Below are 13,985 nucleotides of genomic sequence, written 5' to 3' on the forward strand. Positions count from 1 at the left end.
CCTTTACCAAAATCCTTGTATGGTTGGTGTATCATCGTCGTCATCGTCATCGAAGTCAGAACGTCTCCCGGGCAATGCCTCCGGCGTCGCTGACCATGCGGATTCGCCATTCCCGGGCGTCGGCTGACTCATAACCCAATACCTTAACGCATCCGGTATATGGTCGAGACTGTGTGCCGCCACGTCCTCTACCTGCTTTTCATCGTGCATCATGGCCGGAATGGCCTCTATAGCCTTGATGCAGGTGGAGAATATCTTCAGGCGCGCCGTCTTGTATCGCTCCCCTGTCACATGGTCAATGCGTTCTTCAACGTGCAACCATTCCCTCAGTCTTTTCCATCCGTTGACACGCTCTTTTTTGGCCTGTATAAGCGGCACACCTTTGGTCGCGAATATCTCCGCTGGCGTGATGTTCTCCGTTTTGGCCTTATTCCAAAAGCTTGTATCAGCTACGTTGTACTCAAATCGCTCTGACACTGGCGTATTTAGATGTACGCGCTCTACCTGTTCGCTTGTCAGCAGCTTTGTTTGTGCCAATTCTCTATACAGATACCCCGTGCCATCTGGAGCCAAGGCAATCCACAAACACACGAATGGGTCAGTATACCCTTCATCAAGTGCCCGGTACCTTTTCCAGTCCCGAGGTATTTCGAACGGCTCTACGACGTGCACGGCGCGGCTGAACTCACTGAAATATTGCCCGGCGAACACGTCCCAATCCCCCTCAAGGAGCTGCTTGCGTTCCACGTCCGGCAACGCCAATAGGCGGGCCAAATAGCCCGGATCTGACTGGACCAGGGCTTGATTGTCATGTACATTCGCGGGGATGAATATCCTGCTGCGTATAATAGGTTCCCCGGCCTGCGGTGTACCTTCGGGCCAATACAGCGCATTTCCATCGTCGTCCGTCTCTGGAATGTGATAGACCGTCTCAGCTGGGCCAATGGATACGAATCGCTTCTTCACCCATGTGTGGCCCACGCCTCCCGGGTTGGTCGTACTCTTGACGCTGCGGGGATATGGCTTACTACCGCGCAGCCGGGAAAGCATGTACTTGTACCATTTTTCTTCAAACTGGGTCAGCTCTTCCCAGCGGATAACGTCGTATTCTGCACCTTGATAGTTCATATAGTTGGCGTCATTGTCCCAGTAAGCCAACTCTATGACGCTACCATTTATAAATGACCACTCATGTTTGGACGCATTGTATTTGCATAACTCTTTGGGGTAGACCTGCAGTGTACGTGCTATAATGGACCGCTGCAAGTCCGGGTAAGTACGCCGGAATATAATCTGCCGGCTGCCGGGATACTGGACAGCGTATTTCAGTGCGTCCCATATGGTCGCTTCCGACTTCCCACCTCCAGCGGCTCCGCCGTACAGTATCTCATCTGCTACCGTCTGATGGTACACCTGCTGCCGAGGCTGTGGTTTGTATGGAATGACAATTTTATTACTCATCCTTACTCATCCCCGCATCAAAAATTACTTGCAACGGTCCGCCATCCTGTCCAGCCAGTTCCACCTTATCCTTGAACATCCCCAAATGGCGCCCGATCTTCTCTAACGCCGACACCTTATCATGCAGCTTTAAAGATATGCCGTATTTGGTTTCACAAATCTCCGCCACTGCATCCATTTTTACGCGATCAATGCCGTCTGTATCAAATAGTTCTACGCTTTGTACCATATCGAAGATAGGCACTATCGTTTCATTGCCTTCAGCATCCGTAACCGTATTGCGTTCAACCACTCTTTCAGACGTACTAACCCTCAGGTAGTCAGTTATATTAGCAAAGCCTATCTTAGCCAATTCCTGCAACACCCTGTCTGCTGTAATCTCCGTCCGCTTTGCTCGTGCGTCCATAGCCTCCTGTATAGCCTTCTGAATGTCTGGTTTTGTTAGGTTCTCTTGTCCTATCTTCCGCGCCGTTTTTGCGCTGTATCCTGCCCTGATTGCCGCTTGTGTGGCATTGAGGTCTATCAGGTACTCCTGGACAAATGCCTTCTGTTTGGCCGTCAATGCCATGTGTATCATCTCCTTTCAGAAATAAAAAAGCACCCTCTCAGGTGCTTAATTCATTGCTATGTTCAGCCGCTTACTTTCCCTTGCTGGAACAAGTCGTATTTGCTTATGAAGTCTGTCCAGTACGACTCATCACCAACGACTGATTGGTCATGCATCCAGATACGTCTTGAGTCACTTTCAACCTTAGTTACGTTTCCGAGATTTACTATTATTTCATCTGACACCGCAACGAATCTAGGATCATTCCTTACGTACATCATTGTCATTTCTTCATCTGGAATTAGTTGAAACAATCCCATGCTGGTTACAGCCATTAGAGCGCCGTCCACATTGATTAGATCCTCTATAATCTTGCCTGCAATCTCGCAAGGCTCCCCATCTTTAGAAATGGCCAACGTGTACTCCTTATTTGTTACATGGTCTTTATAGCGTGCCATTAGCTCTTGCTCTGTCATCCCCGGCATGATCTCACCCCTGATTACTAGATAGTATCAGTATAACCAAGAATGAAAGAGTTAGCCCTTAGATTTTGGTATGTCCCGCTCCATCAAGCAACCACCAGAGCGGGTACGTACCGACCAGGATTGCCCAATCCTTCCACAACCGTCAGATTGACGGATTAGGTTATCCCTGCCTTGCCCTACATAATATGTAGGGCTTTCTGGTTGCCGCTGATTATGGGCTCAGCCGGCCGGCCTTGGCATACCGCATACTATGAGTACACGGCCCGGCGGACTCCGAGAACAAAGCTCCACTCGTCGGCGGCCTTGTTTTACCTCGCGCACGTCCGCATGGGCAGCGCCTTGACGCTACTGCCATAATACAATCATAAACTGGTTTTTCGTTCACGGCGTACTTTTTTCGTGCTTTTTTTTGCACTTTTTTTGTCTGAATTTTATCAGCCCCAAGCCGTGCCCCAATTTGATAAGTGCCCGCCTGCGAATGTCTCGATACGTGTTAGGACTTATTGGCGGGTTGAAATGAAAGTTATATACCTGATAATCCTTGACGTAATCTTTCATGTACCGTTCTTGAATAATCAACTTTTCCTCTGGCTGCAGCTTCTCTACTTCCTGCTCTATTCGTCGGCAGTATTTATACATTTCGATCATATACGCATTGCTTATTGCTGCCTTTGCTGTTGGATCACTTGTCGCGTTTGTGTTGCCGTGAAAGCGCGGCTCATAGGATGTCGTTATGGCCGGTTCCGTTTCTTCTAGATTGCAATGCTTCCTTACTCGATAGAGTTTGAACGCCCCAATGACTGCGGACAGGGTTGCATCCTCATCTATTTCCGGGATAATGTCAAACGATAACTGTTCTCCCATTGTCTTTCCCCTCCCGCTCCTGTCTCTCTGCCGCAATTTGCATAAGCGCATTGAATGTCTGCCGCTTGATATCTTCAAGAACTTCTAACGTCTGATGTGGCGTTAATCCTTCATCCTCTACCATTCCGCACAAGCCAGCAACGATTAGTTGATGATTCAGTCTGTCGGGATTAAATTTTTCCTTACTCACCCTTTATGCCCTCCTGTCATAGCTGCCGCCAGACAACAAGTCCTTGTGACGGCCTCCGCTGCCGTCTTCCCTGTCATTCTCCAATTGCAGCCTATAGGGTAGTCTATGGAGCAGTCCCATTCTTCGAAATAGCCAATATTGACTTCTGCCCCTTTTGATATCATGGTTTCCAGTAGGAACATTGCTGCTGCTATATTGTTCGAATAGCTATTCGGGTAAGTGGATAGTTCACCAATTTTCACCCAACCTTTCATCCCTGGATCGGGCTTGGCCCCGAAGACAAGTTCTTCCGCTAAGGTATCCAATTCTGTTCCAGACATGGCTTCGATCTGCTCTTCTGTGTATTTCATGACTCCCCTTCTCCTTCCTCGTCGTCAATGTCACTTTCGAGTGTCCGGCACACCGGGCAGAACCGGGACCCGCAGCAAGGGCAATCTTCCCAAAATTCGTTGCACTCCGGGCATTGCAATCGATCCTTCATCTGTTTCCCTCCTAACCCCATAATAGGTATCCCATCAAAATGCCTAGTCCAACGCCAATAGATTCAACAAAAATTAAGATGATCATTATGATTGCAAATGCTTGCTTATCAGAGATTAAAACTCCCATAATGGCTCTGTTTCCCTCCCTAGAATTGATTAGTTGATTTTAACGCCCATGATGTATCCACCGTTGTTCTCTATCGCTTCCTGGCGAGTCCGTTCTCGCTGCTCTCGTAACCAATCTAACCACTGTGGATTATCAATCAATCTGCCTCCGCACTTAAAACAAACTGCAAATGTAATCCCCGGCATTTTGATCAACTTGGTTTTATTGCTGATAAATCCACACTGTGTGCATTTATTTTTCTTCGGCACTACTTCCCTAGCCATTGGCTTCCCTCCGTTCTTTTGACTCCAGAATATTTTTGGAATAATTCATGTCGTTTTTGACAAGGAGGGCGAAATATAACCCTCCCTGCCACTGCCCATAAAATTGTGGTGAGTAATTTATTCATTCGCCAGACGATCAGCAATATAGAAGTTCCCCCATTGATCCCGCTCCGGGAGCAGCGTTTTGAAATCCTCATACTGTCCCGTAGCAAGCCGTACAGCTAACTTTTCACCACACTTGCGACATTTGATCTCTATCTCGCCCCCACGGATATAATCATTTCCTTTATCTCGGCAATTCGGATTTTTGCACCAGTACCGGCAGCGGTAATGAGGCACGCCATCCTTTTATTTAATTCCGGTCTTCCACCATTCCGGTTCGTCTACTGGAGCCGCTACAGCTTCGCCAATCGGGACATTAAGCGTCCGTTCAGAATGAAGCAGCGGCGGCTTGACGATTTCTTTTACGTTCTCGGCCGGCTCTTGTGGTTCGCTCCCTGGAGTCGGTGCCGTCCTCGGCTTCGCTTCTGCCTTTTGCAGCAGAACATCAGGTTCCCGTCGGACCGCTTTCGCTTTTGTTGTTGTTGGCTCCGATCCCCCGGTCGCTCGCCCTGGTACTAGGCTGCTGAAAATTCGCATGAACCCGCGAATCAGGGCTGACTTGTGCTCATGGCTCGCGTCCTCCATTTCAATCTGTCCGCTGGCTGCTCCGTTTTGAACATTTACTTTTATCCGACTCATTGAATACCCCACCTTTTCACGAATATATGTTCGGTTCAACACGTGTGCGCATGCGCGCTCTACGGCCTCGTAGAGCCTCTTTGATGTCTGGATGATAATTTATACTAGACTGAATTTTAAATCGCTAGGATACCCGCTTCCGTTCGTCTCTTGCCCTATTCAAAGAACAATTAGCCCGCACCCTGTCCCATAGTGCCCAAATCAACGAATTTGCTATAATTCTTGAGATAAAGCATTTCGAACATCCCGGTTCCCGTATTCCTGCCCTTGGCGACATTGATTTCGACAATGTTCTTTTTCTCGGTTTCCGCATCGTAATAGTCATCCCGGTATAGAAACATAATCTGATCTGCATCAAACTCGATCTGTCCGGATTCCCGAAGGTCGGACATCATTGGCCGCTTATCCTGCCGCTGCTCAACGTTTCGGCTCAGCGAGCTAATGACGACAATGGGACAATCATTTTCGCGGGCAATCTGTTTTAACTGGCCGCTTATATACCCGACTTCTTCCGTCTTGTTGGCGAATCGCTTCCCGCCCTTAATCAATTGCAGATAGTCGATGTATATAATGATTCGACCGTGTTTCTTCTTGAAGGCCTGTACCTTTGCCCTGATATCTTGGATTGTCGCGCCTGGAGAGTCATCAATGTAAATCGGCAAAGTTGCGATCATGTCCCGTGACATTGTGTATTTGCTCCAGTCGTAATCTTCAAGGAATCCCGTTCGTAATTTCATACCGTCGATATTCCCCTCTGCTGCAAGCACACGCTCCGATACAGGTAAGTCGGGCATTTCCAAGCTGATTATGCCAACCGCGTCCACCGTGCCCGATTTTGCAGCCTCCCTCGCATCGTTCAGCATAAACGCTGTTTTCCCGACCGATGGACGAGCCGCTATTATAATCAGGTCTTGGTTCTGGTACCCTCCTGTTAACTTATCAAGCACGGAACTGGCCGTTTTTACGCCCGTCAGCCCCTTTTTACTCTGCCGCTCAATCAGCATGTCTTCATGGTCCGTTAATATCTCCCCAATAGGCCGGAACGTCTTTTCAGGGGCGATTTCCTTCAGGAGAACAGATGCGCTCTCCTGAATCGTCGCTATTAACTGTTCGGCGTTCTCGGCTGCCTCACTCTCGTTTAGCAACTCCCGTAGAGTCTTAACAGCAGTCCGCCGAAGGCTGGCTTCCCTAACTCGCTCGATGTAAAAATCAAATGTCCGAAGCGAAGGTACTGCCGCCCCTAACTTCATGAGATACGAGACGCCGCCAACGTCTGTAATCCGTTCTCCAAGATGCTGTACGATTGACATAGGTTCGATCGGCCATTCATTCTCCTGCATCTCAAGCATTGCCTCGTATAAGACTTGATGGCCGGCGCTATAGAAATCTTCGACCTTCAGCTTACACTCACTCAGCAGCTCCGCTTTTTTCAGGATGCTTCCTAACACAAATTGTTCAGCTTCATGGTTCACGATCCCGTTATTCATTCATGCTGCCTCCCTGCCGGTAATGATGCTTGATTCCCCCATTGAGTCATTAGCGCCACCCGCTCCGCCGTCTCCCGTTTCTTCCTTTCGGCATCGGATTTACAACCCTGGACAATCTCCGCAATAGTGGGCGCATACTTGCTTGTCTGTATGTGTTTATTCAGGGCTTGAACCGCATCTTTGAAATCAACGCTTCGTAACATGATCGTCCATAGCTCTACATACTCATCCGTCAACTCCACCATCGGGTAAGCCGTAGAAATCAGTGATAGGAGTCTTATCGTTTGTTCTTCGGTCATTTTGCACCTCCGCCATTTTGCGTTGTAAAAGTTCCTTGTTCGCCCCCACCCTGCTTACTGCTGGTTTGGTCTTAACTTGCATCTTCATCGCTAATTCCGTGTATTTTGCCCTGAGCTTTTTAGGGCTCAAGATATTGGGGGACCAAAACGTATCTGCAGTACACCAGTCAATGACCGCATGCAACTCCTTCGGATCACGTTTATCCAGTTCCATGATTTTACGAAACTCATCGGCCCAATTTTGAAAGTTCGGTTCTTTGACCAAATGGGCAACTTTGTTTGCTTCGGCATGCTCCATGATTTTGTCATGAAAATACCGTGCCATCTTCATGTAGCGATCATCCTCGTCATACCGTTGACGAGTAAGGTTTTTAATTACTTTACTTTCCTTTACTTTACTTTGTGGTGTTTCCGTATCACTTGATTCGCATTTACTTGGGTTAATGTATACATTTACTTCTTTTCCGTCAGAATTAACCACTTTTATAGGCCTATTGACCTGGGTCTGTGCTACCACTGGATCTATCAGCAAATACCCCTCTATAAACGTGATGAATTTACGTCTTTTTGCAGCTTCCAGATAGCGCTTTTGGAAGCCTGCAGAGGTTAGAATTTGATGGGATTCTAACAACCCTTTATGAAAGAATCCCCATTCAGCACATTCATTAACGACACCACTAACTATATTAATGTCAACATTAATCCCAAAAGAGAATGCATATTGTTCTCGAACACCCCATAAATAGTAGTATCCGTTCTTATAAATCTCGGACATTAACCGAACGATAATTCCTAGCCCTTCCATTCCAAATTTACCGAGCGGCACAGTCAATTTGTCATCTTGATAGAAGTCTACATCGAGCGGAAAGTAATCAAGCCCTTCCTTTGTTGGCCGCGCCATGTCCTGCCACCTGCCTATTTCGAATTAATTAATGCAAGCAATTTATCAATAAATGTTTGCTCTTGGTCTATTAATGTGTGCTCAAACTTCATAAACCTATAGATAGTTGTTCCTGTAACTTCTTTGTCGTCAGTGTCTATGTCCTCCATTTCCTGCATGAAGGCGCATAATTCATTTGACCGATCCTCTAATTTGCTCCATCTATTTTGTAAAACCTTGCGTAATTGCTCTTCCTTCAAGTTGCCCCCCCCTCCTCCAAAGGCAGCGTCAAATAAACGCTCCATTGCGCTCTCGTCCTTATCCAGAATGCGGTACATGATCTGGGCATAGAAGTCATAACGTTCCTCTTTATCAACGCCTTTGGCCTGTAGGGCGGCACACAAGGCATGTATAAGAGCCTGGCGATCGCCTTTCAGTGAATACGCTCGCCAATTGAATCCAAGGTGATGATACTTGCCTTGGAACTCTGCTGTATCCCGCTTCGGATATGGGGCCATGAAGTAGAGAAGCTCGAATGTATCCGCTCGCTCCAGCTGCGCTGTCATTTCGAAGCTCCCCCTTCAACGGCAGTCGAGAGAAGCGCTGCTTCCTGAGATTTCATGATTTGCCTTAGGTGGAAATATCCTTTCACGAAGCCTTTTACGAATACCAATTCATGCTCCAAGCCGGCTAAATCGTTCAGCTTATCCTCCAAATCGAACAGTTGCATTTTAAGGTCTTGGTCCGCAGATTTCATAAGGTTGTCAAAAGCTTGATATGCTTCATCTTTTGCTTGCACCACATGCGGCGATTTTAACGGATCAGCCTCTTGCGTTTTTTTATCTTCCATGAACCTTTTCAATGCAATTTCCCTTACCAACATTTCAGTTTCAAAATCGACATTTGCCGAATTATTCCCCATTATCGACACTCTCCCGTATGGGTTCCCCTTGCGCAACATGAAATGATTATGTATAATGTTGCGCAAAGGGATACCTTGAATTTGTGTTTTCGCCTTAACGTCCGGCCAAAGACATGTTAAGGTGATTTTTATTTTCCACGCTTGGTGTAACGCCAAAGTACAGATGATTAACAGATAACCGATAAAGTCCGCTGAACACTACCATTAACTGATGTGGCATTCTCCGGCTGTCTTCCTCGTACCTCTTGATCCGCTTTACAGACACGCCCGTTCTTTCCGATACCTCTTCATATGACATACACATATTTTCTCGTGCATCCCGCAGCGTAAGCTTGCCTCTCTGCGCTTTATTAACCTATTGACTTACTTCGTCCTCCAGCTCTGCAATATCCCTGTCTATCGTCTCTGGAGAAGTCCCAAGCGCCTCCATGTCCTTTATGATCTCATCAATGGTCCGCATCGTTTTCTTCCTCCCCCTATCGTTTAAAGAGATTCGTTAATGTCTCGTCATTCCATCTCTTCTGGCCGACTAAGGGTAAAGTAAATATTCCCGTCATTGTCTCTATTGTCGCAAAATTTATCAAATTCCCATCCGTCATGCATGAGATCTGCCAACGTTTTAAATCTTTCCGCGACATTCTGGCGTATATCAATAGCAAAATTCATGTACTCTTCTTCCGGGCAGATATGATTACGAAAGTCCTTGTTTGCCTCTCCCAGAACATCAGCAAGATGCAACAGGTTTTCAGCTCTTTCTTTAAAGTCGGCAGAGTTGATTGTCTCACCATTTTTCGAAGCAATTATTGCCTGTTCGGCAGCTTTTTCGCTTTCTTTTCTGATCCCTTCAGTTGCATCCAACAAATCCTCAAAGCATAGTCCTCTTACAAGTTCAATCAACGCGCGTTCTTGTTTAGTCAATTCCATGGTTTCATTTCTCCTTTTATTGCGCAGCTACTTGCTGCTTATTTTTTCGAATGTTCCGAACGATAATTGCATGCTGCATTGGGCTACGGTTGAACCAAAGGCGGGCCAACTCATGTAAAGTCATGACTGCTCACCGTCAATATAACCTACTGTCAACACCTGCTCGCCGCCGCCCAAGACTTTTACGTTCTTAACGACTCTACCTTCCTCGATCAGTTGTTTCATGTAGTCTAGTTCTTCATAAAAATTCGGTGATAATACGTTCAACTCGATTACTTTATCTTCAAATTCTCCACATGTATCATCGTAATTCTTCGCTAGATCAATGCCTTCTTGAGGCAATCCTGTACTGTCGAACCACGCAGCATAATTGTCACTCATGATAGCGATTAGGATCTGACAGTCCGTGACTTTTTTTGCGAACGAGTGTGAAGCAAGGTCAAATGAAAATTCACATCCGTCAAGATGAATCACTACCGTATCCCCTTCATTCTCACCTTGAATGTACTCTGTAGTTACATTTGCTTGTGCAATTCCGATAAAAGGCTGGCTGTGGTTGTCCAAATTCAATTCCAGACTGCATTTTGCATTGTACTTCTTCATCACCTCAAACAAGTGCATAATTTCTCCGGCATTTGATTCTTCCAATTGGATATTTGACATGTGAAAACCCCTTTTCCATTTATTTATAGGATGGTAATCAAAACAATGTTTGCCCATTTGTTTCCTCAATTTTTCGCAAAAGATTATTTGAAGGAGTCCACAAAGGAACATATTTTAATCCTCGTTCAAAGTCCTTTAGGTAGGTGTTGCTATAGGAGTTTACTTTGAAGTACTCCTTATAATCGTTCCATAGAGCCGTATACACTTCGCTTCTCAGACTTCTATCACGGTATGCGTTTGACTTCTTGCCGCCTATGATGTTTACGACTCTAGCGTTTCCAGCCTTCTTTAACTCTTGTTGTTTCGCATAATCAATGGTGGTCTTGTTCTCCAAATTATCAACGCGAGCATCTAGCTTTTGAATCTTTACATCTTGAATAAAAATGGCTTGCAGCTCAGGGCTTAGATTCTCCGGTCTAAATACATCCGGCAAGAAGGCTTCAGCAAGCACATCCTTAGCACGTAGTTGGTATTCGATTAAACGCCGTGCAACTTCTGGTTGTCGTTCCTGTATGTTAGGAGTGATTGAAATCTTAGCAAGCCATAAAGGAAGGAAATCAAGTTCAATGACTAATACTTCCTGTAATCCGCCATTGGTAGGGAGCGTCATATTTGACGCGCCTTGATTCAGCACGACATCAGATTGTATTTTTTTGACTTGAGTATCGGAATGATTCTTATCAAACCCGATTCCACGACAGACCCATTTAACCCCTATATATACCTTTCCATCATTTGCTCTAACTCCCAAAATCTCAGCCCCGTGAAACGGAACCATCTTTTGTTCTACCGGGTAGATACTGCTTGCTTCTTTCTCCTGCTTGTCCATCCAGTTGTTCATGGACTCATTGAATTGATCCTTGTTCAATTTGCTCTCCCCTTTCTACGGTATAACTCTTTCGCAACTTCCTGCGAAAAGCCTAAGCTTTGCAAATGAGATTTAACTGTATTCCATCGTACATACTCAGTGCCTTTTGAGTTATCTGTGAACCCCAGCCCACGAGCCACATCTTCTAAGTTCAATTTGGCAGTGCCGTTTTCATCAATATATCCTCTTACACCAAGCACAGTAATTATTTTGTTCATGTCCTCTCTCCTTTCCGTGGTATCCTCAAAGTTGATGACACTGAAGATGATGGTCTGCCCAAGTTTGGACACACCCCGTTCATACCCACTTGTGGGCACGGTAATTTACCGCCCCCTTGCCATTACCGCTATCCGTCAGAAGGATAGCAGTTCTGTGTTCAACTCAATTTTGAGACGCCGCCTCATTTTTCGATCTCATGTATCTTTGAGGTGGTACAAAATGAGAGACCCCTCCAGCTCTTCGCTTTTCGGCCTTTATCTGCTTGAGAATGCATGAAACCCTATTGCATACCAAAGCGGGGCCGACTTCCCATGCATCCTGACCGAAAACAATAGCTCTACCGCACGCCGGGCAAAAGTCGATTATTTCTTTTACGACAGGCGTATCCTGTACATCTGGCAACTGCATCATTTCTATAGTCCTCCTATATCAAATTAATTTAGTCATTAGCTTCCCGGGGTGTCGGTTGAGGCTACACCCTTTCTACTAGTCACCCAACGCCAGCCCGCATAGGCTTGCCATTAAGCTCCTGAAAATGCTTGTCCAAGAATGCCCTCATTCCTGCAGCCCTGAACATCCAGCGGCCGTTGTCGCAACCGTTCGAGATTAACTTCATCTCTGCCTTGAATCGCGGGTTAAGCAGAATGTTATCAATCAGCCAATCCCGCTTACGGCATGTTTCGGCTTCAAGCCGCTTCAAATCCCACCAGGTGCCTGCGCCAGTTTCTTCAACCAAGCGCTTGACCTCTTCTTTAGCAAGTCGCTGAACAAATTCTTGGTCTACGATTACTTTGAATAAAGGGGACGAGTTCAAATAGCCCACCTCCTTGCTACGCGATCCGCTTCAGTCTCGAACGTTCAAAATACTGAGTCAGCGTCCGCTTCCTATCATCGAACTCTAGCCCGGCCACCAACAATCCAATGTCCACACGCTGCAGCATTTCTACAGCCTGGATCTGTTCAGTTTTCAGGTAAGGTCGAATTGACTGGCCCTTAGCTATTCCGTTGGCTTCTCGGAATTTCTTAGCGCTGACCCCAAGCACGATCCGATTAATCATGTCGCTTTCGTTGCTGAAATGGTAATGCATTGGCACTTCCTTTGAATCCATAATCGCTTGTGTAAATGCCGGGTGTTCGAGTCTGGCGTTATTAAGAGATTGAATAAATTGCTCCATAGCTTCGAAGCGGTTTAACAGGCCGATTTTAACGACAGTAGCCTTTTCACCAGTAAAGCCCATGACAATAAGCATAGATCCCTTTCTTGTCATTAAAACTTCCCTATTTCGCTTTCCTGAAGCATCCTTATACTTGCCCTCAAAAAAATTCTCTGAGTAAAATTGTTCTATTGTCTGTCCAGCAAGCAAAATCATCAGTTCTTTACTCAGTCCAATTTTGGATTGAGCTATTTCATCGATAGAACGAAGGACGTGGCTGTGTTGCCTGTCAAACTCATTAGCTACTTGACGGCTGCTGTATAGCGCTTTTCCATTCATCTCATACAACATGCATTCCGTATTAAGGATAAGTTTGCTCATATCTTCTCTCCCTTCGGTTTAGTCTGCGGTCGATTAGATCGACAGCGAATTGCTCGCACTGAGTTTTCAGGTTCTTGGGTTAGTTAAAATCATTTTGAGTTCAACGCCGCCTCATTTTTCGATCTCATGTATCTTTGAGGCGGTACAAAATGAGAAACCCCTCCAGCTCTTCGCTTTTCGGCCTTTATCTGCTTGAGAATGCATGAAACCCTAGAGCATACCAGCGCCGGGCCGATCTCCCATGCTTCCTGACCGAAAACAATAGCTCTACCGCACGCCGGGCAAAAGTCGATTATTTCTTTTACGACAGGCGTATCCTGTACATCTGGCAACTGCATCATTTCTATAGTCCTCCCATCGATTGTTTTAGGCGCTCACCCAGCCCGCATAGGCTTGCCGTTAAGCTCCTGAAAATGCTTGTCCAAGAATGCCCTCATTCCTGCAGCCCTGAACATCCAGCGGCCGTTGTCGCAGCCATTCGAGATTAACTTCATCTCTTCCTTGAATCGCGGGTTAAGCATAATGTTCTCGATCAACCAATCCCGCTTACGGCATGTCTCTGCTTCGAGCCTCTTCAAATCCCACCAGGTGCCCGCACCAGTTTCTTCAACCAAGCGTTTGACCTCTTCTCTGGCAAGACGTTGGACATATGCATGGTCTACAATGACCTTGAATGCTGGCGATCGCTCCAAATTGATCCCCTCCTTATCGTGAAATTTTTACAAAATATGATGAATAAAAGAAAAGGATATTGCAAATAATCACTATATGTGATTTAATGGGTATAGAAAAGTTCTTCTACACTTTGCTTATAGAAGCTGGATACCTTTATCTTGGTTGCGTCGCTTCCTTTGCGCTTCTGTGTTTCTAGCATAGCGAGCATCCCGTGGGAAATGCCTATCCTTTTTGCAGCTTCTGAAATAGTGAGTCCGGCTTTCTTTCTAGCGCTAACTAATGCTTCATTCATTGAAAAACTCCTCCTTTCTCTTCACTATTGGTGATTGTAGTGTAATCATACTTCACCATTT

General features: G+C 46.1%; 22 protein-coding genes. All 22 read right to left on the reverse strand.

Annotation, left to right across the window (positions count from 1 at the left end):
* Positions 1-3 precede the first annotated feature (3 nt).
* The 22 genes from L6439_RS25720 to L6439_RS25825 all read right to left on the reverse strand — a co-directional run bounded on the left by L6439_RS25720 (position 4) and on the right by L6439_RS25825 (position 13,924).
* A complete protein-coding gene (locus tag L6439_RS25720) occupies positions 4-1,461 on the reverse strand; it encodes a phage terminase large subunit (protein WP_213471754.1) in 1,458 nt (485 codons plus the stop codon).
* Positions 1,454-2,029, reverse strand: a complete 576-nt coding sequence (locus L6439_RS25725; RefSeq protein ID WP_237096650.1) for a terminase small subunit — start codon at positions 2,027-2,029, stop codon at positions 1,454-1,456. The genes L6439_RS25720 and L6439_RS25725 overlap by 8 nt, the downstream gene beginning before the upstream one ends.
* A 62-nt stretch (positions 2,030-2,091) precedes the next feature.
* The gene (locus L6439_RS25730) at positions 2,092-2,493 is read right to left on the reverse strand and encodes a hypothetical protein (protein ID WP_213469938.1); all 402 of its coding nucleotides are present in this window, start codon (positions 2,491-2,493) and stop codon (positions 2,092-2,094) included.
* Between the two features lie 381 nt (positions 2,494-2,874).
* A complete protein-coding gene (locus L6439_RS25735; protein ID WP_213469936.1) occupies positions 2,875-3,357 on the reverse strand; it encodes an ArpU family phage packaging/lysis transcriptional regulator in 483 nt (160 codons plus the stop codon).
* On the reverse strand, positions 3,335-3,547 hold the full coding sequence (locus L6439_RS25740; RefSeq protein ID WP_213469954.1) for a hypothetical protein: 213 nt from the start codon (positions 3,545-3,547) through the stop codon (positions 3,335-3,337). Before L6439_RS25740 ends, L6439_RS25735 begins: the two co-directional genes overlap by 23 nt.
* Positions 3,544-3,897, reverse strand: coding sequence for a BC1872 family protein (locus L6439_RS25745; protein WP_213469935.1), 354 nt, complete (start codon positions 3,895-3,897; stop codon positions 3,544-3,546). The genes L6439_RS25740 and L6439_RS25745 overlap by 4 nt, the downstream gene beginning before the upstream one ends.
* 288 nt (positions 3,898-4,185) lie before the next feature.
* The gene (locus tag L6439_RS25750; protein WP_213469932.1) at positions 4,186-4,419 is read right to left on the reverse strand and encodes a hypothetical protein; all 234 of its coding nucleotides are present in this window, start codon (positions 4,417-4,419) and stop codon (positions 4,186-4,188) included.
* 348 nt (positions 4,420-4,767) lie between these two features.
* Entirely contained in the window at positions 4,768-5,160 is a 393-nt protein-coding gene (locus L6439_RS25755) for a hypothetical protein (protein ID WP_213469930.1), read from the reverse strand.
* 170 nt (positions 5,161-5,330) lie between these two features.
* On the reverse strand, positions 5,331-6,647 hold the full coding sequence (dnaB, locus tag L6439_RS25760) for a replicative DNA helicase (protein ID WP_213469928.1): 1,317 nt from the start codon (positions 6,645-6,647) through the stop codon (positions 5,331-5,333).
* Between the two features lie 225 nt (positions 6,648-6,872).
* A complete protein-coding gene (locus tag L6439_RS25765) occupies positions 6,873-7,847 on the reverse strand; it encodes a DUF4373 domain-containing protein (protein WP_213469924.1) in 975 nt (324 codons plus the stop codon).
* Positions 7,848-7,861: 14 nt separating this feature from the next.
* Positions 7,862-8,392, reverse strand: a complete 531-nt coding sequence (locus tag L6439_RS25770) for a hypothetical protein (RefSeq protein ID WP_237096651.1) — start codon at positions 8,390-8,392, stop codon at positions 7,862-7,864.
* Positions 8,389-8,748, reverse strand: coding sequence for a hypothetical protein (locus tag L6439_RS25775; protein ID WP_213469923.1), 360 nt, complete (start codon positions 8,746-8,748; stop codon positions 8,389-8,391). Before L6439_RS25775 ends, L6439_RS25770 begins: the two co-directional genes overlap by 4 nt.
* A 94-nt stretch (positions 8,749-8,842) precedes the next feature.
* Positions 8,843-9,052: a helix-turn-helix domain-containing protein gene (locus L6439_RS25780; protein ID WP_331253370.1), complete on the reverse strand. Its 210-nt coding sequence runs from the start codon at positions 9,050-9,052 to the stop codon at positions 8,843-8,845.
* Between the two features lie 203 nt (positions 9,053-9,255).
* The gene (locus L6439_RS25785; protein ID WP_213469922.1) at positions 9,256-9,672 is read right to left on the reverse strand and encodes a hypothetical protein; all 417 of its coding nucleotides are present in this window, start codon (positions 9,670-9,672) and stop codon (positions 9,256-9,258) included.
* A 120-nt stretch (positions 9,673-9,792) separates the two neighbouring features.
* Positions 9,793-10,335 (reverse strand): hypothetical protein, encoded by a 543-nt coding sequence (locus tag L6439_RS25790; RefSeq protein WP_213469921.1) that lies wholly within the window; start codon positions 10,333-10,335, stop codon positions 9,793-9,795.
* 37 nt (positions 10,336-10,372) lie between these two features.
* Positions 10,373-11,203, reverse strand: a complete 831-nt coding sequence (locus L6439_RS25795) for an ORF6C domain-containing protein (protein WP_213469920.1) — start codon at positions 11,201-11,203, stop codon at positions 10,373-10,375.
* Positions 11,200-11,421: a hypothetical protein gene (locus L6439_RS25800; protein WP_213469918.1), complete on the reverse strand. Its 222-nt coding sequence runs from the start codon at positions 11,419-11,421 to the stop codon at positions 11,200-11,202. The genes L6439_RS25795 and L6439_RS25800 overlap by 4 nt, the downstream gene beginning before the upstream one ends.
* Before the next feature lie 491 nt (positions 11,422-11,912).
* Positions 11,913-12,236: a DUF771 domain-containing protein gene (locus L6439_RS25805; RefSeq protein ID WP_213469916.1), complete on the reverse strand. Its 324-nt coding sequence runs from the start codon at positions 12,234-12,236 to the stop codon at positions 11,913-11,915.
* 16 nt (positions 12,237-12,252) lie between these two features.
* Complete coding sequence (locus tag L6439_RS25810; RefSeq protein ID WP_213469914.1) at positions 12,253-12,957, reverse strand: Rha family transcriptional regulator; 705 nt, start codon at positions 12,955-12,957, stop codon at positions 12,253-12,255.
* Between the two features lie 89 nt (positions 12,958-13,046).
* The gene (locus L6439_RS25815; RefSeq protein ID WP_213469912.1) at positions 13,047-13,298 is read right to left on the reverse strand and encodes a hypothetical protein; all 252 of its coding nucleotides are present in this window, start codon (positions 13,296-13,298) and stop codon (positions 13,047-13,049) included.
* 33 nt (positions 13,299-13,331) lie between these two features.
* A complete protein-coding gene (locus L6439_RS25820) occupies positions 13,332-13,649 on the reverse strand; it encodes a DUF771 domain-containing protein (RefSeq protein ID WP_213469910.1) in 318 nt (105 codons plus the stop codon).
* Positions 13,650-13,732: 83 nt separating this feature from the next.
* Complete coding sequence (locus tag L6439_RS25825; protein ID WP_213469908.1) at positions 13,733-13,924, reverse strand: helix-turn-helix transcriptional regulator; 192 nt, start codon at positions 13,922-13,924, stop codon at positions 13,733-13,735.
* Positions 13,925-13,985 lie beyond the last annotated feature (61 nt).

The sequence above is a fragment of the Paenibacillus dendritiformis genome (genome assembly GCF_021654795.1).
GTDB lineage: Bacteria > Bacillota > Bacilli > Paenibacillales > Paenibacillaceae > Paenibacillus_B.

What these genes read in the sequence shown, in the direction of transcription:
- L6439_RS25720 (WP_213471754.1), bottom strand. Translation starts at nt 1,461, where the DNA reads ATGAGTAATAAAATTGTCATTCCATACAAACCACAGCCTCGGCAGCAG.
- L6439_RS25725 (WP_237096650.1), bottom strand. Translation starts at nt 2,029, where the DNA reads ATGGCATTGACGGCCAAACAGAAGGCATTTGTCCAGGAGTACCTGATA.
- L6439_RS25730 (WP_213469938.1), bottom strand. Translation starts at nt 2,493, where the DNA reads ATGCCGGGGATGACAGAGCAAGAGCTAATGGCACGCTATAAAGACCAT.
- L6439_RS25735 (WP_213469936.1), bottom strand. Translation starts at nt 3,357, where the DNA reads ATGGGAGAACAGTTATCGTTTGACATTATCCCGGAAATAGATGAGGAT.
- L6439_RS25745 (WP_213469935.1), bottom strand. Translation starts at nt 3,897, where the DNA reads ATGAAATACACAGAAGAGCAGATCGAAGCCATGTCTGGAACAGAATTG.
- L6439_RS25750 (WP_213469932.1), bottom strand. Translation starts at nt 4,419, where the DNA reads ATGGCTAGGGAAGTAGTGCCGAAGAAAAATAAATGCACACAGTGTGGA.
- L6439_RS25755 (WP_213469930.1), bottom strand. Translation starts at nt 5,160, where the DNA reads ATGAGTCGGATAAAAGTAAATGTTCAAAACGGAGCAGCCAGCGGACAG.
- dnaB (WP_213469928.1), bottom strand. Translation starts at nt 6,647, where the DNA reads ATGAATAACGGGATCGTGAACCATGAAGCTGAACAATTTGTGTTAGGA.
- L6439_RS25765 (WP_213469924.1), bottom strand. Translation starts at nt 7,847, where the DNA reads ATGGCGCGGCCAACAAAGGAAGGGCTTGATTACTTTCCGCTCGATGTA.
- L6439_RS25770 (WP_237096651.1), bottom strand. Translation starts at nt 8,392, where the DNA reads ATGACAGCGCAGCTGGAGCGAGCGGATACATTCGAGCTTCTCTACTTC.
- L6439_RS25775 (WP_213469923.1), bottom strand. Translation starts at nt 8,748, where the DNA reads ATGGGGAATAATTCGGCAAATGTCGATTTTGAAACTGAAATGTTGGTA.
- L6439_RS25780 (WP_331253370.1), bottom strand. Translation starts at nt 9,052, where the DNA reads ATGTGTATGTCATATGAAGAGGTATCGGAAAGAACGGGCGTGTCTGTA.
- L6439_RS25785 (WP_213469922.1), bottom strand. Translation starts at nt 9,672, where the DNA reads ATGGAATTGACTAAACAAGAACGCGCGTTGATTGAACTTGTAAGAGGA.
- L6439_RS25790 (WP_213469921.1), bottom strand. Translation starts at nt 10,335, where the DNA reads ATGTCAAATATCCAATTGGAAGAATCAAATGCCGGAGAAATTATGCAC.
- L6439_RS25800 (WP_213469918.1), bottom strand. Translation starts at nt 11,421, where the DNA reads ATGAACAAAATAATTACTGTGCTTGGTGTAAGAGGATATATTGATGAA.
- L6439_RS25810 (WP_213469914.1), bottom strand. Translation starts at nt 12,957, where the DNA reads ATGAGCAAACTTATCCTTAATACGGAATGCATGTTGTATGAGATGAAT.
- L6439_RS25815 (WP_213469912.1), bottom strand. Translation starts at nt 13,298, where the DNA reads ATGATGCAGTTGCCAGATGTACAGGATACGCCTGTCGTAAAAGAAATA.
- L6439_RS25825 (WP_213469908.1), bottom strand. Translation starts at nt 13,924, where the DNA reads ATGAATGAAGCATTAGTTAGCGCTAGAAAGAAAGCCGGACTCACTATT.